Annotated in this window: 24 protein-coding genes; 18 read left to right on the forward strand and 6 right to left on the reverse strand. The window is 39.0% G+C overall.

Annotated elements, in window-relative coordinates; all coding sequences use genetic code 11:
- Positions 1-313 precede the first annotated feature (313 nt).
- Positions 314-2,341 (reverse strand): LuxR C-terminal-related transcriptional regulator, encoded by a 2,028-nt coding sequence (locus tag ACE1TG_RS07080; protein ID WP_375051668.1) that lies wholly within the window; start codon positions 2,339-2,341, stop codon positions 314-316.
- Between the two features lie 141 nt (positions 2,342-2,482).
- Positions 2,483-2,683 carry a DUF2188 domain-containing protein gene (locus tag ACE1TG_RS07085; RefSeq protein WP_375051669.1) on the reverse strand — a complete coding sequence of 67 codons (201 nt, stop codon included), beginning with the start codon at positions 2,681-2,683 and terminating at the stop codon, positions 2,483-2,485.
- 102 nt (positions 2,684-2,785) lie between these two features.
- On the opposite strand from ACE1TG_RS07085, the gene ACE1TG_RS07090 reads away from it, so the two are divergent.
- From ACE1TG_RS07090 to ACE1TG_RS07160, 15 genes are all read left to right on the forward strand, one after another.
- Positions 2,786-3,100, forward strand: a complete 315-nt coding sequence (locus tag ACE1TG_RS07090) for a CHY zinc finger protein (protein WP_375051670.1) — start codon at positions 2,786-2,788, stop codon at positions 3,098-3,100.
- A gap of 80 nt (positions 3,101-3,180) precedes the next feature.
- Positions 3,181-3,417, forward strand: coding sequence for a ferredoxin family protein (locus ACE1TG_RS07095; RefSeq protein WP_209479652.1), 237 nt, complete (start codon positions 3,181-3,183; stop codon positions 3,415-3,417).
- 361 nt (positions 3,418-3,778) lie between these two features.
- Positions 3,779-4,471 (forward strand): ATPase domain-containing protein, encoded by a 693-nt coding sequence (locus ACE1TG_RS07100; RefSeq protein WP_375051671.1) that lies wholly within the window; start codon positions 3,779-3,781, stop codon positions 4,469-4,471.
- Between the two features lie 115 nt (positions 4,472-4,586).
- Complete coding sequence (locus ACE1TG_RS07105) at positions 4,587-4,844, forward strand: hypothetical protein (RefSeq protein ID WP_375051672.1); 258 nt, start codon at positions 4,587-4,589, stop codon at positions 4,842-4,844.
- Positions 4,841-6,982: a response regulator transcription factor gene (locus ACE1TG_RS07110; protein WP_375051673.1), complete on the forward strand. Its 2,142-nt coding sequence runs from the start codon at positions 4,841-4,843 to the stop codon at positions 6,980-6,982. Before ACE1TG_RS07105 ends, ACE1TG_RS07110 begins: the two co-directional genes overlap by 4 nt.
- Positions 6,983-7,286: 304 nt before the next feature.
- Positions 7,287-7,646, forward strand: a complete 360-nt coding sequence (locus ACE1TG_RS07115) for a DUF192 domain-containing protein (RefSeq protein ID WP_375051674.1) — start codon at positions 7,287-7,289, stop codon at positions 7,644-7,646.
- A gap of 39 nt (positions 7,647-7,685) precedes the next feature.
- Positions 7,686-7,868 carry a Flp family type IVb pilin gene (locus ACE1TG_RS07120; RefSeq protein ID WP_375051675.1) on the forward strand — a complete coding sequence of 61 codons (183 nt, stop codon included), beginning with the start codon at positions 7,686-7,688 and terminating at the stop codon, positions 7,866-7,868.
- Positions 7,869-7,949: 81 nt separating this feature from the next.
- Positions 7,950-8,459 carry an A24 family peptidase gene (locus tag ACE1TG_RS07125; protein WP_375051676.1) on the forward strand — a complete coding sequence of 170 codons (510 nt, stop codon included), beginning with the start codon at positions 7,950-7,952 and terminating at the stop codon, positions 8,457-8,459.
- The gene (locus ACE1TG_RS07130) at positions 8,444-8,833 is read left to right on the forward strand and encodes a TadE/TadG family type IV pilus assembly protein (protein ID WP_375051677.1); all 390 of its coding nucleotides are present in this window, start codon (positions 8,444-8,446) and stop codon (positions 8,831-8,833) included. The genes ACE1TG_RS07125 and ACE1TG_RS07130 overlap by 16 nt, the downstream gene beginning before the upstream one ends.
- Before the next feature lie 16 nt (positions 8,834-8,849).
- A complete protein-coding gene (locus tag ACE1TG_RS07135) occupies positions 8,850-9,761 on the forward strand; it encodes a pilus assembly protein TadG-related protein (RefSeq protein ID WP_375051678.1) in 912 nt (303 codons plus the stop codon).
- Positions 9,762-9,773: 12 nt separating this feature from the next.
- Positions 9,774-10,751 carry a Flp pilus assembly protein CpaB gene (cpaB, locus tag ACE1TG_RS07140; protein WP_375051679.1) on the forward strand — a complete coding sequence of 326 codons (978 nt, stop codon included), beginning with the start codon at positions 9,774-9,776 and terminating at the stop codon, positions 10,749-10,751.
- A gap of 15 nt (positions 10,752-10,766) precedes the next feature.
- Positions 10,767-11,582, forward strand: a complete 816-nt coding sequence (locus ACE1TG_RS07145) for a CpaE/TadZ family protein (protein WP_375051680.1) — start codon at positions 10,767-10,769, stop codon at positions 11,580-11,582.
- Positions 11,579-13,006 carry a TadA family conjugal transfer-associated ATPase gene (locus ACE1TG_RS07150; protein WP_375051681.1) on the forward strand — a complete coding sequence of 476 codons (1,428 nt, stop codon included), beginning with the start codon at positions 11,579-11,581 and terminating at the stop codon, positions 13,004-13,006. Before ACE1TG_RS07145 ends, ACE1TG_RS07150 begins: the two co-directional genes overlap by 4 nt.
- 5 nt (positions 13,007-13,011) lie before the next feature.
- Positions 13,012-13,941: a type II secretion system F family protein gene (locus ACE1TG_RS07155; RefSeq protein WP_375051682.1), complete on the forward strand. Its 930-nt coding sequence runs from the start codon at positions 13,012-13,014 to the stop codon at positions 13,939-13,941.
- The gene (locus tag ACE1TG_RS07160) at positions 13,941-14,864 is read left to right on the forward strand and encodes a type II secretion system F family protein (protein ID WP_375051683.1); all 924 of its coding nucleotides are present in this window, start codon (positions 13,941-13,943) and stop codon (positions 14,862-14,864) included. Before ACE1TG_RS07155 ends, ACE1TG_RS07160 begins: the two co-directional genes overlap by 1 nt.
- Positions 14,865-15,296: 432 nt before the next feature.
- Here the strand turns inward: ACE1TG_RS07160 and ACE1TG_RS07165 are convergent, their stop codons facing one another.
- The 4 genes from ACE1TG_RS07165 to ACE1TG_RS07180 form a co-directional block, all read right to left on the reverse strand.
- Entirely contained in the window at positions 15,297-17,342 is a 2,046-nt protein-coding gene (locus ACE1TG_RS07165) for a thioredoxin domain-containing protein (protein ID WP_375051684.1), read from the reverse strand.
- Positions 17,343-17,818: 476 nt separating this feature from the next.
- Positions 17,819-18,247: a YmaF family protein gene (locus tag ACE1TG_RS07170; RefSeq protein ID WP_375051685.1), complete on the reverse strand. Its 429-nt coding sequence runs from the start codon at positions 18,245-18,247 to the stop codon at positions 17,819-17,821.
- An 88-nt stretch (positions 18,248-18,335) separates the two neighbouring features.
- A complete protein-coding gene (locus ACE1TG_RS07175; protein WP_375051686.1) occupies positions 18,336-20,000 on the reverse strand; it encodes a glycoside hydrolase family 13 protein in 1,665 nt (554 codons plus the stop codon).
- A 13-nt stretch (positions 20,001-20,013) separates the two neighbouring features.
- Entirely contained in the window at positions 20,014-21,762 is a 1,749-nt protein-coding gene (locus ACE1TG_RS07180; protein ID WP_375051687.1) for an alpha-glycosidase, read from the reverse strand.
- A 563-nt stretch (positions 21,763-22,325) separates the two neighbouring features.
- Between ACE1TG_RS07180 and ACE1TG_RS07185 the strand changes: the two genes are divergently transcribed.
- From ACE1TG_RS07185 to ACE1TG_RS07195, 3 genes are all read left to right on the forward strand, one after another.
- Positions 22,326-23,606 carry a sugar ABC transporter substrate-binding protein gene (locus ACE1TG_RS07185; protein WP_375051688.1) on the forward strand — a complete coding sequence of 427 codons (1,281 nt, stop codon included), beginning with the start codon at positions 22,326-22,328 and terminating at the stop codon, positions 23,604-23,606.
- 75 nt (positions 23,607-23,681) lie between these two features.
- Positions 23,682-24,986, forward strand: a complete 1,305-nt coding sequence (locus ACE1TG_RS07190) for a carbohydrate ABC transporter permease (protein WP_375051689.1) — start codon at positions 23,682-23,684, stop codon at positions 24,984-24,986.
- Entirely contained in the window at positions 24,986-25,825 is an 840-nt protein-coding gene (locus ACE1TG_RS07195) for a sugar ABC transporter permease (RefSeq protein WP_375051690.1), read from the forward strand. Before ACE1TG_RS07190 ends, ACE1TG_RS07195 begins: the two co-directional genes overlap by 1 nt.
- Positions 25,826-25,864: the final 39 nt, after the last annotated feature.

The raw sequence follows: 25,864 nt of genomic DNA on the forward strand, positions 1-25,864 counted from the left end.
CGCGGGTGGGTCGACGTTGCCGCGCAAAGCGGCGGTGTTAGTCGATCTTCCTTTTCCCGTGTGAGATAAAGGATACACGAAGAGCGTAAGCGATTCGATGTTGACTTATCGTAGACACGGGGAGGGAAGTCCACTAGGCGCTAGGCGCTGGCCGGTGAGAACGCCACGTCCTGTGGCGTAACCGGCACTAGTACGTCCTGTACGTCGGAGCTGGACGTCGCTGATTCGGAAGTCCAGTTTCCACAGTACTTAAAGTTTATAATTTCCTATATAAGAACAAAAGCAGGCAGTTTCATACTGCCTGCAAATACATTTATGAAATAATTTCCATAACACGTTTTACCAATTGTGATCTGTTTTTCACTTCCATTTTTTTGAAAATCCGTGTGATATGTTTCTTAACGGTAATTTCAGCCACAAATAATTCTTTTGCAATGGCAGCATTCCCTTTTTCTTCCAATACAAGTTTTACGATGTCAACTTCTCTTTCTGTTAAAGAAAATGTCGTTTCAATAACGTCCATCTCGTTTTGTACAGAATGTCCGGCTGTTAATCGTTTTAAATAGTTGGCTAATTTTTGGCCGCGAACATCCAAAATATATGTGAGGGACGGGTAGTTTTCCCCATAATCGTAATGTGTAGCTTCCGGGATCTTCAGAAACCCAAACTTCTCTAACAAATCCTGAAAAAATGGCAATGGCGTAGATACAATAATTCTTCCACCGGTTAATAATAACGGAAATAAGTTATATAACATAAAAGAGCGCGCTGCTGTATCAGTTGAATCCGAGTAATCAAGGAACCGGATAAACCAGCCAGCATTTTCGTTTTCAGGGACGCTATATTCTTTCCTGTCCTGTTCATTTAGTCTGCTAAAATATGCGCGAGAGACAGGTTCTTTGGCAAGCACTTTGAGCGTAGCTTCATTGATTGGCACAATGATAGATAGCCCTAGTGTTTTATTTTCCTTATTTTTTAATAAATGGGCATCTTTATAGTTTATTTTTTTAACGTATGTTTCATCTATTAACTCCATTTCTCTGCGGTTATGTTCGAGTGATGCATGAAAATGATAGGATTCGTTTGTTTCCCTGTTGTAAAATTGAGCATCGCTTTCAGAGAAATCACTTTTTCGATGCTCAAAAAAGCGAGACACTTCATGAAAATTATAGTCTGCGATTGGCTCAAGATACATCGAATTATCAATTTTTTCCTGGAAAAAAACACTACGAATGAACTCATCTCCCAAATGGTAAAAAAAGGAGGCCATATCTGCAGGTGATCGATTCGTGATTGTTCTTTTGTAAAAAAAGGATGCACTTCGTTGGTTAAAACGTTCAAAGCGTTCAGGATGACGCAATTTTAGATTCATTTTAATAGCATCCCTAATTAAATCATGCATTCCCCAACCATTTTTAACTGGTTTAACAAATGATAGAGACGTAAGTGCATGAAATGTTTGTATGTCGATTTCCTGCTTCAGTACTGCAGTAAGACTTGATTGGTCAAAGCTATAAAATAAAGCAGCAGCTTCAATCAGGCGGTGTAATGATTCATCGCTCACTTCTCGTAACCAACGTTGTGTAAGTTCAAATAGGATTTGAGATGTTTGTTCGTGTAATGTGCCAATTGTAAATTCTTTGTCTGTTAGCGCAGCTAGTGTAAGTGTTAATGGATGCCCATCGGTGAAGTTCCACATGGCTTTAATCATATGGCTGTTATCGACTCCATAATAATCCAGAAACGCACGTGTTTGAGCTAATGTGAAATCTTTTAGCTCGATTTCTTTCGTTAAACTGCGCCAGGCTGGTGATTCGACCCATTCCCCAGATAATGGATGGCGACCTGCCATTATCACGAAGATAGTGGAGGGCAAGTTTTGTATGAATACTTGCCGAAACCACCGATCAAGGGCATCCATATGTTCATAAGAATCAATTGCTATAATAATGCGTTTTTCTGATGCGAACTCTGATAAGCTGTGTAGGAATTTTCGTAAGGAGTAGGTGTCGGAATATAGCTGTGTGTGGGTATTTGTTTCGATTAAGGTAAGTATATGATCCGCAAATCCTTCAGGTGTCTGAGGGAAATCTCGGCTGTCCATTTTTAAAAAAAGTACACCTTCTTCATTTGAAATACGATTGTACTCATTTAATAAGTATGTCTTACCAACGCCGCCAGTTCCATGGATGTACAGGACTTTTACATCGTTGTCAGTAAAATTTAGGTGGTTATAAAAGAATTCAAGTTCCTCGGTTCTTCCAATAAAAAAATCCCGTTCGATTGATTGAATGAAATTATCCATATTTTTGTTTGTAATGATATTTTCATTTACCTCCAAATCAGGAATCCCCCCTTTAATTTACATTTTATTGAATTGTGCAACTATTATAAATATATAGTGGTTTATGCTGTATGTCAACTTATCTTTAGTAATATATTACTACTATTAAATCCCAAAAGATAGCTTTTGGGATTTATGTTAGAATCTTTCCTCGTGTGTAACATTATGTTCTTTATCCAAGACGGAAAGCTTGCTTGGACTGTTTTCTTTCGCCATTTCCTCAGCTTTTGCAATGGCATCATCTTTTGCATTGAATTCTTCGGCTGGTGCTACGTCCTCCAGTTTTACAATCCATGCTGATGCATCCTGATTAGGTGCCACGCTATATTTTTTCATCATTCATACACTCCTTTTAATTGTTTATATATAACGATTCCCGTGACATCATTGAATAAAACTAATATGATATACTATTTTCAGAGATAATCTGGAGGTAATCTAATGAAAGTAAACGGAGCAATTGATGCTGAAACACGCTGCAGCCACTATCATAGTGATAATGATAGGATTGCTATAAAATTCTATTGTTGTAACGAATATTTTTCATGCTATCAATGTCACCAACAGTATGGATGCGGGGCCACAAGAGTATGGCCGCAAGAGAAATTTAATCAAAAAGCTGTTCTATGCGGCAAATGTAAAACAGAACTTACGATAAAAGAGTACTTGAATAGTGGATACAGCTGTCTTTCCTGTGGTTCGGCGTTTAATCCTGGTTGTTCATTGCATTACCATCTATATTTTGAAAAACTGTGAATCGATCTGTTTACTTGCATGTCTTACTTCGTGTATCATTTAAATGTAGTTACTAACGAATTAAGAGGAGGGTGCGATAGATGGCTTTTGTAATATTGGACCCATGCCGCCAGGAACAATCAGCCGAATGTTTGACTGTTTGCCCGGTTGATTGCATTGAAAAAGGACCGGAGCAGTACTACATAGATCCAGACGTTTGTATTGATTGTGGTGCATGTAAATCAGTATGCCCAGTTGATGCGATTGTGGAAGAATATGATTTAACACCAGATCAAGAAACTTACTTGGAACAAGCAGAGGAGTTCTTTGCGAAGTAGGAGTCTATAGAATTATAAAAACACCTTAACTTTGTTCAGCATGAACATTGTTAAGGTGTTTTTAATTTCCACTGCAGGCGGGCGCTTCACCCTTTTTCATCGTCTAAATAAATAGTCCTTATTTTTTGCTAAATAAAGGAAGCAGAGGACCCAAATAAGTTATTTTATAGATGATTTTGAGTCTTTGTTAGTATTTATCACCTGATACTAGTAGTCGATATTAATAGGAACAGCGAATAATTTAAAATGAGAACAGTAGGGGATATATTTAGCATGATTGCTAATATAAGATAGGATGTATCTTTTCTATACTTATGCTGTTACGGATGAATGTCCCTGACTGAAAAGGATAGGTGAGATAATGCGACAAAAAACTGCTTCAGGAATTCCTGGGTTAGATAACGTTTTATTTGGTGGTCTTCCACAAGGTAATACTACAATTGTTGAAGGCGGACCGGGAACTGGAAAGACAACGTTGGGGATTCAGTTTTTACTTGAGGGTATTAAAAAGCATAATGAGCCTGGAATTTTTATTACTTTTGAAGAATTCCCTGATCAAATTTATGAAGATATGAATTTATTCGACTGGGATTTACGTAAACTCGAAAAGGAAAACAAACTCCGTGTTATTGGCCTATCGCCAGAAGTATTAATGCATCAAATGGTAAAACCGGACGGGTTATTCGAGGAAATGATTAAGGAAATTGGTAGTAAGCGAATTGTAATTGATAGTATAAGCCTTTTAAAGTATTTAAATGGTAATGAACGAAAAAATTTTTGCACATTGCGAAATGTGTTACGTAAGCATGGTCTGACTTCAATCCTTCTTCAGGAGCAATCTGGTTTGACATCAGGAACTGCTTCAGTTGAGCACTTTGTATTCGATGGCTATATTCGGTTGGCAATGAAGGCACGATTTCATACTTTACGTAAGAGAACGATTGAGGTATTAAAAATGCGCGGCACACGGATTACTGAGGGGGAGCATCGTTATCGAATTTTAGATAATGGACTATTCGTACAAAAAAGCAGTTTGCTTTCCCGAATTATGTAATCGTTATGCTAATGAGTTTAATAATTACCAAATTTGGGAATATATGTGCAAACAATATAGGCTTACATAGCAGAATGGCTGAAGGAGTAATTGGAAATTAAGAGGAGGAAATCCCATGGTAAAGGATGATCTATTGCCATTGAGGGCGGAGTGTACTATGCTGTTCCAATCAAATCCTTATATGGTTGAATCGATTGATGGCTTAGAGCAGCGGCTTGGAAGAAAAAAGGAAGTACTTGTTCCAGTATTGGAACTATTGGTGAAGCAAGGAATACTACAGTTATTGGAAGATGAATCCTTACCATTATACCGGTATCAAGAACCTTTTGTCGTAACGGAGCTTGAAAGTAAAAGTAACCTTGAGGGTACATGAATCAAAATATAGAAGTATTGGAAGAAATTCTCGATATATCTGGTGAACGTTTCATGCTTTCCGTTATGATAACAGACTTACATGGGGAACTTGTACTGCCAATAAAAGGGGAAAATCAACTTTGTACCACGTTGCTTCACCAGCAGCATGACAGTTTACTTGCTGTCATGAAAAAGACATTAAGCGAAGCGAATAATATAAAAAAACCATTGGTATATGAAATATGGCCCGGAATTCATACAATCATCGCCCCTGTGACATCAGGAGAATCTACATACTTTTTATGGGCGGGCTTAATGATTGAGGAAGAAACCAAGCATTTAGTTAAGAAACAATTGGAAAAAAACTACCCACATGTAAATGAATGGGATGGAGTTCTTGATGAAACGCCCGTCCTTACGACTGCGAACAAGCGAGAATGGATTAGTTGGGTTTATAAATTGATTAACCTATCTTCTGCTTATTCTGAGAAGGAAAGCGGATATGTATCACATGAAATTTATAAAAACTTGCTCATGATGGCCTTTCAGAACAGTGGAATAAAAATAAATGTATTAATGGAAGAATTTCTTGAAAAAAGCAACGATTTAGATTTTATGGGATTAGCTGAAAAACGTGAAGAAGAAACCTACTCGATTACAAGTATTTCGGGAGAAGCTGCACAAGGATTATTAAATACGGATTTCTCAGTAGGTGAAGGGTTTCTTGGACGAGTCCTTATAACTGGTGATTATGAATACTGGGATAATATAAAGAATGATCCAAGGTCCTATTTTTTTAATAAATATCAATTCCATCCTGCTGCCTTTTTTTGTTTTCCAATCAAAAAACATGATAGCTCATTAGCATTGTTTTTTGGTGGGAGTATAAAGCACAATACCCTTTCTCAAGAACTGGAATATGCCAAAGCATTATCTATAATTCTGGAAAAAAGTCTACTAACGGGTGCTTTAACAGATGAAAATACCCAGCAGCATCAACGCTTATCATCACTTGTTGAAATATGTAAAATGATGGTCACTAGACCTGAACATAAACGGATCATTTATATACTGGTAGACATTAGTCTTAGCTTAGTGGAAGGTCCCTTTTCATGCATGGTTCTAAAGGATTCAGCTAGCGGAAAGATGAAACTGGTCTCCCGTGGGGAATACAATGAAAATATGGGGGTATATGCACAGGATGTTATTAACCGGTATTATAACGATTCACAGAAGATTAGTACAAATGTTGTATTAAAGAATAATTCAGACGAAACCAGCTGGGAACATCCGGTAATCGAGTGTCCATTATTTTACAAGGATGAGCTGCTTGGTGTTTTATGCGTTGGTACTAATTCAATGGTGCAAACCCAGTTAAATGAGGATATGAAGTTTTTACAGACGTTGTCGATAATCGGCGGAGTTACGTTGCAGTTAGCACAAAATCAGAACGATGGTAAAGAAGATAAGATAATTAACTCCCTGTACCAGGCAACCGGACAATTTGACATGGAGGCATTCGTCAATGCTAAAAAAGCGTCACAAATAGCAGGTGAATTTACTGGAAAACTGGGGCTATCATCGTGGAATGTTCAGGATTTAATCAATAGCTGTCTCCTTTATAATTATGATCCAGCTTTTATTAGAGACATCATCCCCGATAGCAGAGTTGGAAGCATTGTAGAAGATGCAAGTGATCTCATGGAGAAAAAATCAGCAATACAATGGGATGAAGTAAGCTTGGAAAGTCAATCTTTAGCAATTATTTTAACTTATGTGAAATATAACAATCTGGAAACAGTAAAATCCCTTACAACTAAGCCCAGTAAAATTATTACTAAATTCATAGCATTTATTCATGATGGACAGCTAATCGAGGAAGAAGTTCCATCAATTGCAGAACTGCAGAGTAAAGGGCAAATTGAATCCATTGAACAAACAATAAAGGAATTGAAGATTTCCCCTAGAGAACAAGAAGTGCTTGATCTTGTTATCCAAGGTTTGAATAACCGGGAAATCGGTGAGAAATTGTATATTAGCGGCCATACTGTAAAGAACCATGTTACAAGGATTTTTCAAAAACTTGATGTATCGGATCGTGCACATGCTATATCAAAGGTTTATCAATTAAAGTATGAACGATCACATTCCGGTTAGACCTCCCATTTAGGGGGGTCTATTTACTTTGGGTAATTGGACTTATGGTATATAATATGTCGGTTTTGTTGGTAATTTGAAGTGGTTTGTGTACCTTTTAGCATGCTATTCCTAAGTCAAAAGTATTGGATATTGTCTGTTTTCCTCGATTTATAGGAAGGCATTCTCAATATCCGAAAAATATACATAACGGGAATACTGAGGGATAACGGGTTTATACAATTTTCGGCATAATAGGACATACAGATTGCAAAAGCAGCTTTACAACAGAACAAGTACAAAAGTGGGGGTGCTAACGATCAAATTGGTCAACAGAGATACTGGCCAACTAATCGCTGGTGATGTACAGTCAGCCTATTCATTTTGGAAACGACTTAAGGGGTTAATGTTTGTAAAAAGTTTACCAGATGATCTTGCAATGCATATCGCTCCATGTTCATCGATTCATACGTTCTTTATGAAATCCCGCATTGATATATTATACCTTAACGATAAGTATGAAATTGTTGGGATGGAGGAAAATCTTGCATCAGGTAAAATTGGAAAGCGATTTTCAAAGGTACGTTCAGTGGTTGAACTGCCGGCTGGAAAGATCAAAACCTCTGCTGTTAATGTTGGACAAGCTGTCGATTTTGTTAGAAGAGAACATGAGGAAGTCATTTAGACAGGAATTAATATATTTTATATAAAAGGAGAGGTTTAGATGTTAGACAAGTTAAAAGGATTGTTTATTGAAGAAGAAGGACAAGGTATGGTTGAGTACGGGTTAATTTTAGGGTTGATTGCAGTAGTAGTAATTGGAGCATTAACGCTTTTAGGTGACCAGATAGGTGCATTGTTTGATCAATTAACAGGTGAGCTAGGTGAAGAAGGTACAACAGAATAATTATGAGTTAAAAATAAAAGGACCCTCCCCCTTGGGTCCTTTTTAAACTAAATCAATCAAACTGCGAATGAAGGGATGGTCATGATGCTCAATATTTTTCTACTACTTATACTATTAATTTGTGTAATTACAGATCTCAAAAGCAGAAAAATCTATAATAATGTTATTTATCCAGCATTGTTGGCAACCTTTACCTATCACTTGATTACAAGTGGATTAGATGGTCTATCCCATTCTTTCATTGGTTTTTTGATTGGACTTGGTTTGCTGCTTATTCCATACCTTATGGGTGGAATGGGAGCTGGAGATGTCAAACTGCTCGCCTTGATTGGCGCAATGAAAGGCGGGGCTTTTGTCTTTCAATCATTTCTTTATATTGCCTTGCTAGGGGCATTGCTAGCGGTAGGAATTATCCTATTCCGTAGTGGTGTATTTAAATCAATCGTCTATTATGTAACAAGTCTAAAGAGTGGCGTCGTTCTCCGGGGTGGCGTATCAAGAGGTTCCTTAACGGCAACATACCCATATGGTGTAGCAATTGCAGGCGGGGCGGTTCTCTGCATGGTGATGCAAGGATGGCGTTTTCTATGATCAAAAATGAAGATGGTCAATCATTAGTGGAGTTTGCGCTAATCTTACCTATACTGCTTATGCTGGTGGTAGGTATTTTTGACTTTGGAAGAGTTTTGTATACCCATCTGCAATTGGAATTAATTACCCAGGAGTCTGTACGGATAGCTGGTTTAGGGAAAGGTGATGAGGCTGTCCGGACCTATGCGCAGAACAATTTTGATATCGGTAAAATAACCGATCTGGATGTCAACATCTCTCCTGAAGAACCTGAACGTTCATCTGGTGAATATGTAACCGTGACATTGACATATCCAGAAGAATTTCTCAATGTGCTTGGGGATGCTGCTATTCCCTATACAGTCAAGACTAGTTCTACTATACGGGTTGAGTGATGAGGGGTGAGGGAACGTGTTGAAAAGGTTTAAAAAGAATGAACAAGGTAATGCAATTGTCTTAGTTGCTTTAGCACTGGGTGGTTTACTGTTAATAGTTGGTTTAGTTATTGATGGCGGACACTTATTCATGACAAAAAGTCATTTGCAGAAAACCGCTAACGCGGCGGCATTGTCAGGTGCGCAGGAAATTCCTAACTCAGATGCGGATGTAAATGATGTTGTCGATAGAATAATAGAAGAACACGGAGAAACCGGCACTCAAAATCAAGTTAACCTTAAAGTTGAACACCAATTGGAAGTCGAATTATCCAAAGATGTACCCTTATTCTTTTCGAAACTATTTGGAATTGAAAAAGTACCAATTCATGTCAATGCAAAAGCAGCACTTAATCCAATGGCAAAAGCCAAGGGTGCAGTACCACTTGGTATTGACGAATCAATTGAATTAAATTATGGGGAAACCTATTCGCTGAAAGTGGATGCTGGGGATTCGGAAGCTGGAAACTTCGGTGTGCTGGCACTGGATGGTCCTGGTGCAAGATTATACAGCGAAAGTCTGACTTATGGGTATGATGAGAACTTAGAAGTTGGTGACATTATTGACACACAAACAGGTAACATTGCCGGGAAGACTCGTGATGCAATAAACTACCGAATTGATAATTGTCCCTATCCAGATGGAGAGTATGAGCATCGTGATTGTTCACGTGTGATGCTAGTCCTTGTCTACCAACCGTATAATCATACCTCAAATCAAATGAAACAAGTAAAAATTACTGGTTTTGCTTATTTTTATGTTACAGAGCCAATGAGCTCAACGGATGATTCAATAAATGGTATTTTTATAAAACGAACTGGAACAGGATTTACCGGGGATAATGGACCTTTAGATCGTGGCGCATATGCAGTCAAATTGATAGAGTAGGTGAACACATACATGAAGGCTAGACGAATAGTACTACTTGCACTTATTTCAGGCATTATTACAACAGGTATTTTTTATATAGTTATGAATCAGGCTGCACCAGCAAGCTCGAATTCGACCAAACAAACAGAGATGGTGGAAGTAGTTACTGCGAACGTGACAATAGCAGCCGACCAGAAGATAACGGGTGAGAACCTGAAACTAAAAAAAATCCCTAAAGATCAAGTACATACAGAGTCTGTGAAAGAGAAGGAAGAGGTGATTGGAAAATTTGCCTCTGCTGATATTAAAGCTGGTGAAGTAATAATGAATCACCGAGTCCGAACAAAAGATGAGGAAACTGATGTTGTTTCCAGAAAAATCACTGAAAATAAACGCGGGGTTTCCGTTAAAGTAGAATTTGATGAATCGGTCTCTAACCTGACAGCACCAGGAGATTACGTGGATGTGATGTCTAATGTTGTTTTAGATAAGTCTATCCCCCTCATCGAAACGGATTTAATTTTGGAGAAAGTACGCGTGCTGGCAGTCGGTGAACGAATGGTTGAAAAGAAAGACGACGATGTCGAGAAAACATATATGACGGTGACGCTTGAGCTTTCACAAGAAGATACAGTAGAACTTGTTCATGCTAGTGAACTAGGAAGTATTCACCTTGCTTTGTACAGCAAAGTTGATTCTGTGAACGTGGAAGAAGAGCAGAAATCAAAAGATAAAAAGGATGCGGAAGATAAGGATAACGGGGGAAGTGAAGCGAAAATTGGTGATGAAACAGATACGCGTTTTGTTACAACCCCAGAACGATCGATTATCCGTAAAGCACCCCAATTAACGGCACCAGTTCTAGCAGTTGTCGATCAGGGGACTGCTTTACTTTTTTTGAATGAACAGGAAACAGATGATGATAAACGTGTCTGGTTTAAAGTAAAAACAAGTAACAAGAAAAGTGGCTGGGTAAGCAGCCGAATTGTAAAGCATGAGGATGAATAAAAGGGGGGATCAGCAGTGGCAATTGATACAACAAAAAAAAGGCAAGTAGTTGCTGTCTGCAGCGCCACCGGTGGACAGGGTCGTACAATTATAACCGCCAATCTGGCAGCCTTCTTATCTGTAAGAGGGTCAAATGTTAGTGTTATAGACGGAGACCTGCAGTTTGGCGACCTCGCAATGGCCCTTGACCTTGACCCAATTTTAACGATTAAGGAAGTTGCAGAGCGGGATGATATCGAAAATAGTGTGAATTATTATTCCACGCATTCATCTGGTATTGATTTAGTAGCTGCCCCAAAACGTCCGGAGTATGCCGATATGATCGAAAGTGAACAGATATCGGCAGTTATCGAAGCATTACAGGCTACTTCAGAAATCCTGTTTGTCGAAACCCAGGCGGGGCTGACGGACCATACTTTACAGGTTGTAGAGAAGTCAGATCAAATACTGGTAATAGCAACTCCAGGAATGGCTTCCTTAAAAAATGCCAGATTAATGATCGAAACATTAGATGCGCTTGGATTGAAGGATAGAGTCAGGTTAATTGTTAATGAATCAACAGCTCCTTCAGTTATTAAGAGGGGCGACATCCCGGAGCTTGTAAAAATAGATGAAGTATTTTATTTACCATATGATCTAAAGCATGTTTCACATTCTTTGGATATAGGTGTTCCAATTTTTCTAAATCAGCCAAAGCTTGAGTTTTCAAGAGGAATAGAGCGACTCGCTAAAAAACTATTTGCTGTGGAGCGAAGTGCTTCCAAAAAGCTGCCAATACGCGGGCTTTTCCGCATCAGAAAAAGTAAACGATTGCGAGGGAAGATCGAATGAGTTTATTAGAAAAGCTACAGTCCAAAAGTGAGACAAATGCGAATGCTGCAGAACCTATAAATGAGGATAAAGAAAAAGCAAAAATAGAACAGGAACAGCCAGGGGAGAGTACACTGAATGCAGTTGATCCTACCTCACAGCCTAAACAGATAAAAAAAACTGCTGTGTCTCAAGAATATCGCGAAGTAAAAAGTCTTGTTTTTAAGTACATTATCCGGGAACGCAAGGACGAGGATGTCAACGAGATTGTATCAGACCTTGATACGATTATTTCTGAAATTGTAACTGAAAATAATTATAAGCTTCGTCGTGCTGATGATCGGATTAATTTGAAAGAAGAAATCGAAAACGACCTTACAGGATATGGTCCGATCACACCTTTGTTGAATGATGAGAGTGTTTCGGAGGTAATGGTTAATGGACCTAATCAAGTATATGCTGAGCGGAACGGACGTTTAGAGCTTACTGATATCACTTTCCGTGACAATAATCATGTTTCGGCTGTTTTGGAGAAGATTGTTGCCCCACTTGGACGCCGAATTGATGAAAGCAGCCCTATGGTAGATGCCCGGCTTAAAGATGGGTCACGGGTGAACGCAATTATACCACCGCTAGCACTTGGCGGACCGACGATTACAATTCGTAAATTTTCTAAAGATCCGTTTACTATACACGATCTAATACAATTTGGAACACTCAGTCAGGAGATGGCTGAATTTGTGCAGGCATGTGTTGCCTCCAAATTAAATATTTTTGTAAGCGGTGGAACAGGATCTGGTAAAACTACAACTTTGAATGTGTTATCATCTTTTATTTCGAATACGGATCGCATTGTGACGATTGAGGATGCTGCGGAACTGCAGCTCGGACAGGATCACGTCGTTTCACTTGAAACGCGCCCGCCGAATATTGAAGGGAAGGGCGCTATTTTAATCCGTGACCTCGTTCGAAATTCATTACGAATGCGACCCGACCGAATTGTTATTGGTGAAGTCCGAAGTGGTGAGGCATTAGATATGCTTCAGGCGATGAATACCGGACATGATGGTTCATTGGCGACTGGACACTCGAATAGTCCAAGAGATATGGTTTCACGTTTGGAAACGATGGTATTAATGGCTGGGATGGATCTACCTATTAAAGCAATCCGTGAACAAATAGCTGGTGCGCTTGACGTCATTATCCAGCAATCAAGATTGAAGGATGGTACCAGACGGATTACAAATATAACCGAAGTGCAGGGCCTCGAAGGTGATGTAATTGTACTTCAGGATATTTTTACGTTCAGACAATTTGGTGTTGATGATAACGGAAAAATCTCAGGTAAGCTTGTGCCTACTGGAATACGGCCAAAATTCTATGAACGGATGGAGTATCAGGGCATTACGCTCCCGTCATCTATTTTTTCGGAAAAAATGGAGTGATATAAATGGAAGCACTTTTATTAATATCAGTATTTATTTCGGTTTTTCTATTTCTGTTAGCGTTCAGTACTCTACGCGCTTCAAAAAAAGAAGATGAAACGGCGGTACAAAAATCGCTGTCCATTCCCGAGCTTCTTAAAAACGCAAACCAACGACTCAAAATACTGTTAATCCGAAAGAAAAAACCAAGTAAGAAGCGTAATACACTAGAAGATAGACTAAGTGTAGCAGGACTTCCAATAAAGCCAGAGGAATTTGTTGCGTTTCGCTGGCTGTTAGCGATAATTATTGGAGGCATACTCCAATTGAATGGTAGCATTTTATTGGGGATTGTAGGATTTGTATTTGGTTATTTTGTTCCTGAAATTTGGTTAAAAGGGAAGCAAAGAAAGCGTATTAAAGCGTTTAATGAAGGTTTACCAGGGATGATTACATCTGTAATAGGATCACTGCGGGCAGGTTTCAGTTTCGTGCAATCACTGCAAATGGTTTCCCAGGAATCCTATTCACCAATCAAAGAAGAAGTGGAACACATAATAAAATCGATGAAATATGGTACAAGTATGGAAGACGCTCTATTAGAATGGCAAAAAAGGATGCCAAGTGATGATCTTGGATTGCTTGTTGATGCTATTTTAATACAACGGCAGGTAGGCGGGAATTTAGCCTATTTGCTGGACAAAATTGTTGAGACAACTCGTGAAAGAACAAAAATAGAAAATCAGATTAAAACTTTGACAGCGCAGGGAAGGCTTTCCGGAATAGTAATTAGTTTATTGCCTGTAGCACTTGGTTTTATTATTTACCTGATGAATCCAGAGTATATCACAACATTATTTGTGAACCCGATTGGTCAGTTAATGCTTGGTGCAGCATTGATTGGTGGAATAATTGGCTTTTTCCTGATTCGCAAAATAACTACTATTGAGGTGTAATGATGCTATCAATGTATATCAGCTTTTTTCTAAGTGTCAGCTTAATTTCATATGGCGTTGTAGCATATTACACGGGACGAAGGGGAAAAGTTCAAGCTCGTATTCAAGCTTATTTTATAAACAATACACCTGAGGTTGAGAGCAGCGCTGCTAAAGAGGAATTACCTACTTTTTATGAGCGTGTTGTTTTTCCAGTTTGGAAGAAGATCAAGCTTAAATACAGCAATAAGCTAGGTCAGGAAGAGGCTTCTAAGATCGAAGTGAAATTACTGCAAGCGGGACAGCCATTTGGGTTAAGTCCAGTAGAGTTTAAAATGCTGCAGCTAATAATGGTTATCTCATTTTCGGTAATTGGTCTAGGGTATGGACTGTTATTACGTGTCTCCGTTCCACTTCTGTTGCTATTAGCAATTATGGGATTAGCAGCTGCAGTTGTTCTCCCGAAATATTACCTTAAGACGAAAATTGAACGAAGAAGTAAATTGGCTGAAAAAAGTCTGCCAGATGTCCTGGATTTACTAACGATTAGTTTGGAGGCTGGACTGGGGTTTGACGCAGCAGTCAGTCAGGTAGCTGCAAAGAAAAAAGGGGTATTACCTGACGAATTTAAGGTTACATTGGAAGAAATGCGATTAGGGAAAACAAGGAAAGATGCATTAAACGCAATGAATGACAGGATATTGTCAGATGATTTAAGGACTTTAATTTTTAACATTGTGCAAGCTGAGAAGCTAGGTATCGGAATGGTTTCTGTATTGCGTGTTCAAACCCAAGACATACGTGAACGCAGGCGCCAGCGGGCAGAGGAAGCTGCGATGAAAGCGCCAATTAAGATGATGTTTCCGCTAGTTTTATTTATCTTTCCAACACTATTTATCATTCTATTAGGTCCAGCAATCCTTCAGCTTTTAGAAGTATTTTAAAACAGTCTTTCCAGTAATATGGTTGGCTGTTTTTTATTCGTCAACTGGAGTAGCGATTTTACTGGCTATCCAACGTTTGGCAGTTGCTTCGTCGATTTCATATACTTTACCTTTGCGCAGCAAGTCCCCATGATAGGCAGTTTGAACGTTCATTTTTATTTTCAGCAATTGGATTCTCCTTTATAAGGTGTTTAATTACATTTTACCACAGGAATCGAAGTGATTTATGCAATTTAGCTGAAGTTCACATGAAACTCGCTGAAGTTCACAACAAAAGCGCCGAAGTTCACAAATTTTCCGCTGAAGTTCACAAATATTTCGCCGAAGTTCACAATATCAACGATTGGGTTGCTAAAGAAGCATACATTAAGCTGGACAGGGCGCGCCTATTTAGAAAAGTGAAATGCCGCTACTTATGTAGCGGCATACTATTTATCCGGTTATCATTTTTAGGGCTTGCTCAACATCGGTTGTTGGTTGTTGACACGCGAAGTTTTCACATACGTAAATGGTAGGCTCATCACCTATTTTACGATAATCACTGGCAAATGGTGCGACTTTGACTAGTTGTTCAGCATTTTTACTGGCAAGCAAAGTTACATCCGGTAAAAATTCTTTCTGGAGCTTTGCTAGAAAATTCTTGTCATTTCCTAAAACGACGACTTCCTTTGTAGGATTATCTGTCAGCAACAGACTTTGAACAAAATGAGTGCTTGCTGCAACTCCTTGTTTAACCTCCTCGTAAAAGGCATAGTACATTTCTTCGAGCCTATCAAGATAGGCTGTTTCACCAGTTGAATAGCCTAATCGGACTAGCATAACCGCTGCAACACTATTCCCAGATGGCAGGGCACCGTCATATATTTCTTTCTCCCTTGATAATAATTTTTCACTATCTTCTCCGCTAAAGAAAAATCCTCCTTGTTCATTATCCCAAAATAAGTCGATCATATTGTCTGCGAGTCCTTTGGCTTTTTTTAAATAGTTTAATGAAAAGGTTGCCTCATATAATTCCACGTTAGCCCACAGTAAAAAGGCATAGTCATCAAGGTATCCGTTGAATTTCACGTCACCGTCACGATAGCGAGCCATAACCCGACCTTTTTTTACCAGATTTGTTTCGATAAAATCTATGGCAGTTTCGGCGGTTTGAATGTATTGCTCCTCCTCGAAAACTTTCCCACCTTTGGCAAGGGCTGTGATCATCATTGCATTCCAGGATGTTAAAATCTTGTCATCAACATGTGGATATACACGCTTCTCGCGTGCAGTTAATAACTTAGCACGTGCTTCTTCAAGGTGCTGATTCAGTTCATCGATTGTAAAGTTATATTCTTCTGCTATAGTTTCCAGGTTTGCGTCATTCATGTTTGGTACATTTTTACCCTCAAAATTCCCCTCTGGTGTGATGCCATACACTGTCGCATATAGGTCACCAAGGTCTTCGCCGAGAATAGTGAAAATTTCATCATAATCCCACACATAAAACTTGCCTTCTACACCTTCTGAATCAGCGTCAATTGCGGAATAGAAGGCCCCTTCAGAACTTCGCATTTCCCGCATGACAAATTCAATAATCTGTTCACTTATTTTTCGATAAAGCGGATTTTTGGTGATTTGATAGCTTTCTGTGTATGCAATTAATAATAACGCATTGTCGTAGAGCATTTTTTCAAAGTGAGGGACGAGCCATTTTTCATCAGTAGAATACCGTGCGAAACCGAATCCAACATGGTCATATATCCCTCCATTTGCCATCGCCTGCAATGTACTTTCAGCCATTTTGAGAGCAGCAGATTTACCTGTGAAATGATAATAACGCAATAAATATAACAGATTTTGCGGCGCAGGAAATTTAGGTGCTGATCCAAATCCGCCATTTGTAAAATCGAATCGTTTCCCAAGCTGCTTGTATACCTGATCGGTCATTTCCTTTGTTAATCTGTTTTCACTTTTAGTAGCAACTGTTTTATCTAAGGCATCCGTTACACTTTTGGTAACTTCTTTAATATGATCAGGGTCTTCCTTGTATTTTTGATATAATTGCGTGAACACTTCCATGATGCCAGGCATCCCGTATTTACTTTCGCGTGGAAAATAAGTACCAGCATAAAACGGCACTTTTCCCGGTGTCATAAAAATTGAGAGTGGCCAGCCACCTTGTCCAGTCATCATCTGACAAACTGTCATGTAGACAGAATCTATATCAGGACGTTCCTCCCGGTCGACTTTAATAGATACATAATGGTCATTTAAGTATGCAGCAACCTCTTCATCTTCAAATGATTCATGGGCGAGTACATGACACCAATGACAAGTTGAGTAGCCTATGGAAAGAAATATCGGTTTATCTTCCTGTCTTGCTTTTTCGAATGCTTCTTCGCTCCATGGATACCAGTCAACAGGGTTTTCTGCGTGTTGTAGCAGATATGGTGATTTTTCATGAGCCAATCTGTTTGTAAAATTCTCTTGAGACATAGAGGTACCACCTTTTTCCTTTTACGTATTTTGGTATAGTCTAACTCACTTAAGTTGTTGTATACAATAGTTAGCAATTGTTTAAGGGGGAAGTTATTTATACTCAAACTGGCAGGAATATATAAAAGGGTGGAAAATTTTACCATTTGGAGAATAGGATCTGCACCCAATATTTCAAGGAAATAACGGAATGAAGGGCCGCGAAACAATCGAAGTGAATCCTCATTCCGCTAAATAGCAGAAAAAGTGCTCTCAGAAGGGTGAGACGGATCCTCGTTCCGCTAATAGCAGAAAATCAGCCAGATTTGAGGCAAAAATGGCAAATAGCGGAATGAGGATTCATCCCGAAGCTTTAAATGAGGTTTTCCAAGGAAATAACGGAATGAGGATCCGCCCAACAATCGAAGTGAATCCTCATTCCGTTAAATCTGGATTCTTCACCAACAGGGCGAAATGTATACCTAATAACTCCCTCCTTAGCTTTTCGAAGCTCGAGTATATCCTTTTATCGTATGGGTATGACCATCATTTTCAGTTGTCTTTATCTCGGCGTAATGGGTATGATAACCATTATCTAATGGAATTGGAGGGCTTGTTTGCGCCTCATATTGGTGAATGTGTCCGTCGTCAAATGTTGTGTTTCCGTAGATCTTGTGAACGTGACCTTCATTCGTTTCGATTGGTGTGCTGGTGACACCTGGATGTAAATGGGTGTGTTTATCATTACAGGTTGTTGCACCATAATGAGCATGTGTGTGACCGGCTTTTTGATTGGGATTCGTATTATCTTTTTTGGATTTATGTCGTGGAAGTCCTTCTGGATGATTTAGGTTATATGGATGCTGCATACCATTTGGGTTTACTGGTGGGTAAGCATAGGCTACTGGGACCATTGTGTAATACATGTTTGCATTCCCCCTGGAGTTTTATCAGTAGTAGGGTATGCATTGGGCGCTTGTATGGTGCTGATAGTCAACCAAAACGCTGATCCGGTTAGGAATCAGCGTCATTATATACACAAGATTCATATGGTTTTAACGCCAGTTTGTCTCCTAACCTCTCATTATGTTTGTGATAATTTCCGATTAATTTAGTGGCCTTTAGAAAGCCTTCTGGTATATCAAAATGGACGAATTCACTTGTGAAATTACTTACCACCAATAAGTGTGTATCTCGAAGTTTTCTCGTATATGCAAAGATTCTTTCGCTATCCGGAGAAAGCAATTCGTAAGAACCGTAAACAATAATCGGATATTTTTTTCGTAAAGCAATAAGCTGCTTGTAGTAATGATAGATTGAGTCTGGATCAGCAACCGCCTTTGCAGCATTTATATCAACATAATTTGGGTTTACTTGGAGCCATGGTGTTGTTTCTGTAAACCCTGCATTCACACTTGAGTCCCACTGCATCGGGGTACGTGCATTATCCCGTGATTTTACATAGATTTTTTCTAATAATGCATCTTCTTCGACACCTTCATTTATTTTCTCTTTGTACATATTTAACGTTTCTATGTCACGGTAGTTTGCTATTGGATTAAAGCGCACATTAGTCATCCCGAGCTCTTCACCTTGATAAATGTACGGTGTGCCTTTCATCATGTGTAAAGTAGTTGCTAGCATTTTTGCTGATTCGACACGATAGACACCATCATCTCCAAATCTGGATACAATACGTGGCTGGTCGTGGTTATTCCAATATAAACTGTTCCAGCCTTCATTCTCCAATTCGGTTTGCCATTTTGATAGAATTTGCTTCAATTCTACAAGAGACCAAGGTTTGATATCCCACTTCCCACCTGGGCCAGAGTCAATATCCATATGCTCAAAATGAAAGACCATATCTAATTCATTGCGGCTTTCTGCAGTGTATAGTTTAGCTTGTTCTGGCGTGACACCTGGCATTTCACCAACCGTCATAATGTCATAATTTGATAGGGTTTTCTGATTCATTTCCTGCAAAAATTCATGGACACGCGGACCATTCATATAGTAGGGGTGACCTGAAGCGTATAGCTTTCCGTTAGTAGCGTCACCATCCGGCAGGCGCTGGTCTTTCGAAATAAAATTAATTACATCCATTCGAAAGCCGTCAACACCTTTATCAAGCCACCATTTCATCATTGTATACAGGTCATTTCGAACATCTGGGTTTTCCCAGTTTAAGTCAGGCTGTTTCTGTGAAAATAGGTGTAAATAATACTGATTGGTTTCCTTGTTATATTCCCAGGCGGAACCACTAAATGCAGACTCCCAATTATTTGGCTTATCACGCCAGATGTAATAATCACGGTAGGTGCTGTCTGTTGATTTTTGTGATTCGACGAACCAGTGATGTTCATCAGATGTATGGTTAATTACCAGATCCATAATCAGCTTCATGTTACGTTTGTGAATTTCCTGAAGCATCCTGTCCCAGTCTTCCATTGTACCGAAATCGCTCATTATCCTTGTGTAATCGCTGATGTCGTACCCGTTGTCATCGTTTGGTGATTCGTAAACAGGGGAGAGCCAGATGACGTCAATTCCAAGTTCCTGTAAGTAATCAAGTTTTTGGATAATCCCATTGATATCACCAATACCATCATTATTACTATCGTTAAAACTCCTCGGATAAATCTGATAGACAACACTTTCTTTCCACCATTGGCGGGTCATACATTCACCTCCATTATACTTTCATGATTAAAAAGTCATTCGCTTCTACATCTAGCTGCAGTAGAATATCATCTGCTGAAACCTGCTCGCTGGTCCATAGATTAGTAGCCTTTTTCCCATTTATTGTTACTGATATAGGCTTACTGGAAGGGTTTATTACAAAATAGATCACTTCATTGTTGAACGATTTTGTGTATACAAGATGGTTTGTTTCAGAACTTGATTCTACAATGCTAAACTCTCCTTTACTGCCAAACGCTGGCTCGGTTTTCCGCAGCTTAATCAATTTTTTGACAAAGGCTTTTAAATGTAAATCCTGCTGGTCTTCATCCCATTTCATACACTTTCTGCATTCTGGATCTTCTCCGCCAGTCATGGCAATTTCATCTCCATAATAAATACAAGGTGATCCCGGAAAAGACATTTGGAGTAAAAATAACAATCTTACCTTTTGTTTGTCCCCGTTGCATAAGGTAAGTACCCGCTCGGTGTCATGACTGCCCAGCAAGTTAAAGGCTGTTTCATTAACATTTTCCGGGTATGAACATAGGACACTTGAAACCTGATTGGCAAACTCATCCGCATTTTTTGTGTCTTTTGCTAAATAATCAAGAGCTGCGAGTGTGAACGGATAATTCATTACCGCATCAAACTGATCACCTTCAAGCCAAGGCATCGAGTCATGCCATATCTCTCCTAATATATATGCGTCGGGCTTTATTGCCTTCACTTCTTGCCTGAACTCCCGCCAAAACTGATGATCAACTTCATTCGCAACATCAAGGCGCCAGCCATCAATATCAAATTCCTCAATCCAGTAGGCAGCAACCTTTAACAGATATGCTTTGACTTCCGGGTTTTCGGTGTTTAATTTTGGCATATGTGGGGTAAATGCAAATGATTCAAAGTTAGGTTCAGGCTCCGTATTAACAGGAAACTCTCTAATATGAAACCAGTCTTTATATAGTGACATATCTCCATTTTTCAGAACATCCTGAAACGGTGGGAAGTAGTATCCGCTATGGTTAAAAACTGCATCAAGCATAATACGAATCCCTTTTTCATGACATTTCCGGACCAACTCGCGGAATTTTTCTTTGTCTCCAAACTGCGGATCAATTTCCAAGTAGTCAGTTGTATCGTACTTGTGATTAGAGTGCGCTTTAAAGATAGGTGTGAAATAGATTCCATTTATACCTAAGTCAACCAGATAATCCAGATGATCAATTATTCCCTGAAAATCACCACCAAAAAAATTTTCCTGTTGTGGTTGAGCGCTGTCCCATTCAAGTGTTCCTTCTGGGTCAAGTGAACGGTCGCCATTTGCAAATCGTTCTGGGAAGATTTGATACCAAACAGTGTCTTTCACCCATTCTGGTGAGTTAAATACATCAATCTCATTCAAAAATGGAAAACAAAAGTAATACTGAATATCATCTAATGGAGGTTCATCTGAGAAGCCTCTTTCAGCATAAACGAGTTTTTCATCGCCGTTGTAGAGTGCGAATCCGTAACGTAATCGTCGATTAGGAGGATTGATTTTGATAAGCCAATAATCAAATAATTCATCTGATGCCTGCAGGACCATATCTGTATATTGAAACTGCCAGCCTTCCTTAGCCCAATCATATGGATCACCATGAATGAGTTTTACTTTTTCTACATCATGTTTCTTCGTACGTAAACGGATGTGTAATGTTCGCTCGTCATATGCGTATGCAAAACTATTCTTCGGCCTGTGGTAAATCGCTTCTTTCATCATATTATTTTCTCCCTTCATAAATAGAACAACCCCGCTCTCCAAGTGTGGAAAACGGGGTTGTTGTTCTTTAGCTTACAAAGCATTGCCCTCAAATTATAGATTCATTTGAATCAATTTCATAAGTCAAAAATAAAGCAGTAAATCCAGTCTATTTGTAAATGTGCTAAGCCTGTTGATTTCCACTGCAGGCGGACGCTTTCCGCGGGCATGGCTTGAGCCTCCTCGTGCTATCGCACTGCGGGGTCTCAAGGCTCATGCTATTCCCGCAGGAGTCGCCGCCTTCCGTTCCAATCAACGATAGTAGTACGTTGAATTCACGAACGAAAAACATTAGTTCGCAAGCTTAGGGTATATGATGAATATACTTATTTACGAAATTAGATTCATTTAATTATAGAATACTGCGATTTTGAAAATTGTCAATAGAAATAAAAAAATAAAATAAAATCAGTGAAAACGGTTGCATTAATTTTGATCTGGGTTTAGAATAATAGTCAGAGTTTGTGCAACCGATTTCGCAAATTGTGGTCGGTTCATAAAAAATTAGAGGGGGAAGTTTACTAATGAAAAAATCTTCATTTCTATCAATTGCGGTACTTATGTTTGTCTTTCTAGTATTAGCAGCATGTGCACCAGAGCGTTCAGAAGGTACAGAAGAAAGTAATGATGAAAGTGGTTCTACTGAAACCGCTGAAAAACCTGAATCGCTGACAATTTGGGCGAACGATGAGGAAAAACAACTAGAAGCTGTTGAGGAAATTGCAGCAAACTATGAAGAAGAAACAGGAATTACAGTTAACGTTGAAGTAAAATCTATGCTTGATCAGATGGAAGAATTAGCACTGGCTGGACCCGAGGGAAATGGTCCGGATTTATTTTTCCAGCCACATGACAGAATTGGAAATATTGTAGCACAGGGTCTTGCTGAACCTGTTGAAATACCGGAAGATGTTATGAGCTCATACAGTGATGCTGCGGTTGATGCAGTAACTTACAAGTATGATGGTGAAACGAATCAATATGGCTTTCCAGCAGTAATTGAGACATATGGTATTTTTTATAATACAGATATCGTACAAGAAGCGCCAAAAACTGCTGATGATTTAATGGCATTACTAGAAAATAAAACAAATCCTGAAAATGATGAGTACGGATTTTTAATGAAGCCTAACGACTTGTACTTTGCCATACCGTTTTTCAATAACTATGGTGGTTATATTTTCGGTGGGGATGCAGGTGAATATGATACAGAGGATATTGGATTAAATAATGAGGGATCAGTTGAAGGCGGTAAGTTATTCCAATCCTTTTTTGGACAAGGTAAAATTCCACCATCAACTACAACTGATGTAATTGATGGACTATTTAATGACGGTAAAGTGGGAGCAGTTATTAATGGCCCATGGAGTATTGTCGGTTATAAAGAAGCACTTGGTGACAAGCTAGCATTTGCACCGTTTCCTTCCATCAATGGGAAGCCGGCTCAAACATTTGTAGGTGTTAAGTCATGGATGGTTTCTTATTACTCAGAAAACAAAGAATGGGCTGCTGACTTAGCAGCATTTATGACCAATCCAGAAAGCTCACAGCATTATTATGATGTAGCAGGTGAGCTCGTTCCTAGTAAAGAAGCACTTGAATCCATAGAGGATCCAATTTACGCAGCGTTTGCAGAGCAAATCAAACATGGTGTGCCTATGCCAAGTACACCAGCTATGCAGCAGGTATGGGAGCCTTTCAACAATGCATTGCAATTTATTGCGGAAGGTGAAGATGTAAAGCCTGTACTTGATGAAGCAGTCAAGCAAATAAAAACAAACATAGAAGCAAGCGGAGTGGAGTAAATACCAAGTTGATGGGAGGAGTTAACTCTTCCCATCATCTATTTTGTTCATCAGGACCTAAAGGGGGTACCAAAATTGTCTTCTCCTGACAATAAGCAAAAAACCGGCAAGAAGCACAGTCCAAAGGTTGCAACAATTTTATCGATTTTATTTGCTGGCCTAGGACAATTGTACAATCGTCGCTATATCAAAGGGATTTCGTTAATTGTTATTGAAATAGCGTTTCTGCTGACAGCCCTCCAATCGTTAAACTACGGTATCTGGGGGTTACGTACACTGGGAACCATTGCTGGAACAGATCATTCGATACGGTTGCTCGTAATTGGTGTTCTTTCATTAATCACCATTATTATTATTGCGGCGTTATATGTATTTAATGTATATGATGCACGAAAACAGGCGAAGAAAATTAAAAATGGATGGAAGCCACTAAAACTAAAGGATACGATACGAGTTGCGTATGATAATACATTTCCATACTTAATGACATTACCAGGGTTATTGCTTATGGTTTTCGTGGTTATTTTTCCGCTAATCTTTTCGGTATTACTGGCGTTTACGAATTACAATCTATTTAATTCACCGCCACGAAATCTAGTAGATTGGGTCGGATTTGATAACTTTGTAGAGTTGGTTACTGTACCGATATGGCAGGATACGTTTATTAGCGTGTTTGCTTGGACCATTGTGTGGACAGTTGTTGCGACAACATTACAAATTGCCCTTGGACTATTTTTGGCTGTACTTGTCAATGACCCAAGAGTTAAATTTAAAAGAATTATTCGTACCATTTTAATTCTTCCATGGGCAGTACCAGCATTTGTGACCATTCTGATTTTTGCAGCCATGTTTAATGATGAGTTTGGTGCAATTAACAGAGATATTATCATCCCGCTAATTGGTGGTGATGGTCTGCCATGGCTAAGTGACCCGCTTTATTCCCGGGTTGCAATTATCATGATACAGACGTGGCTCGGCTTTCCGTTTGTGTTTGCTTTATTTACCGGAGTACTTCAAAGTATCTCGAAGGATTGGTATGAGGCTGCGGACGTTGATGGTGGATCACGCTGGCAAAAATTCCGTGAGATTACGTTTCCGCACGTGATGTTTGCGACTGCGCCATTACTAATTATGCAATATGCCCAAAACTTTAATAACTTTAATATTATCTATCTATTTAATGAAGGTGGACCTCCTGTTAGAGGGCAAAACGCAGGCGGGACAGATATTTTAATATCCTGGGTATATAAACTGACATTTGATACAAACAATTACGCAATGGCAGCAGTAATATCCATTATTATGGGGTTACTTGTATCCGGATTTGCCTTTTATCAGTTTAGAAAAACGAGATCATTTAAGGAAGAGGGTGAAATATAATGAATCAAAAGCTGAAATCAAAATTGGAAGTATCTGCAATCTACATTATTATCGCGATTGTATCGATTATTATATTTTATCCTCTTATATGGACAGTTGGAATGTCACTTAACCAAGGAAGTAGTTTATATTCATCTTCTATTATTCCGGAAAACTTCTCATTAGAGCATTATAAATGGCTGTTCAGCGATAGCAGTGATTATTTAATCTGGTACAAGAATTCATTAATTGTATCGTCATTCGTTGCAGCAGGAAGTGTAATCTTAACGTCTCTTATAGCCTACGCTTTTTCCCGATATCAATTTGTTGGAAGGAAAAATGGCTTATATGTCTTTTTACTATTACAAATGTTTCCGGTCATGATGGCAATGGTAGCGTTATATATTTTCCTGAATATGATTGGCCTATTGGATACGCTGTCTGGGTTAATCCTGATTTATTTGGGTGGACAGATACCATTTAATGCATGGTTAGTAAAAGGGTACTTTGACACAATTCCACGTGAACTGGACCAGGCTGCACGTATCGATGGTGCTGGCCATTTACGGGTTTTCTGGAGCATTATGCTTCCATTGGCAAAACCAATTCTTGCGGTTGTGGCTTTATTTAATTTCATGATGCCGATGTTTGACTTCCTGCTGCCATCAATTGTACTTACAAGTGAGAGTAATTATACATTAGCGGTCGGGTTGTTTAATTTTATTAATGATCAATTCTCTAATAACTTCACGCGATTTGCAGCAGGGTCCATTTTGGTTGCAATACCGATCGCAGGTATATATTTATTCCTGCAGCGTTATCTGATTTCCGGGTTAACGGCAGGAGGATCAAAAGGATAAGAAAATAGTAATTTTGACAGGTAGGGGGTAATCTTAGGG

The sequence above is a fragment of the Virgibacillus sp. JSM 102003 genome, assembly GCF_041949995.1.
Taxonomy (GTDB): domain Bacteria; phylum Bacillota; class Bacilli; order Bacillales; family Amphibacillaceae; genus Lentibacillus.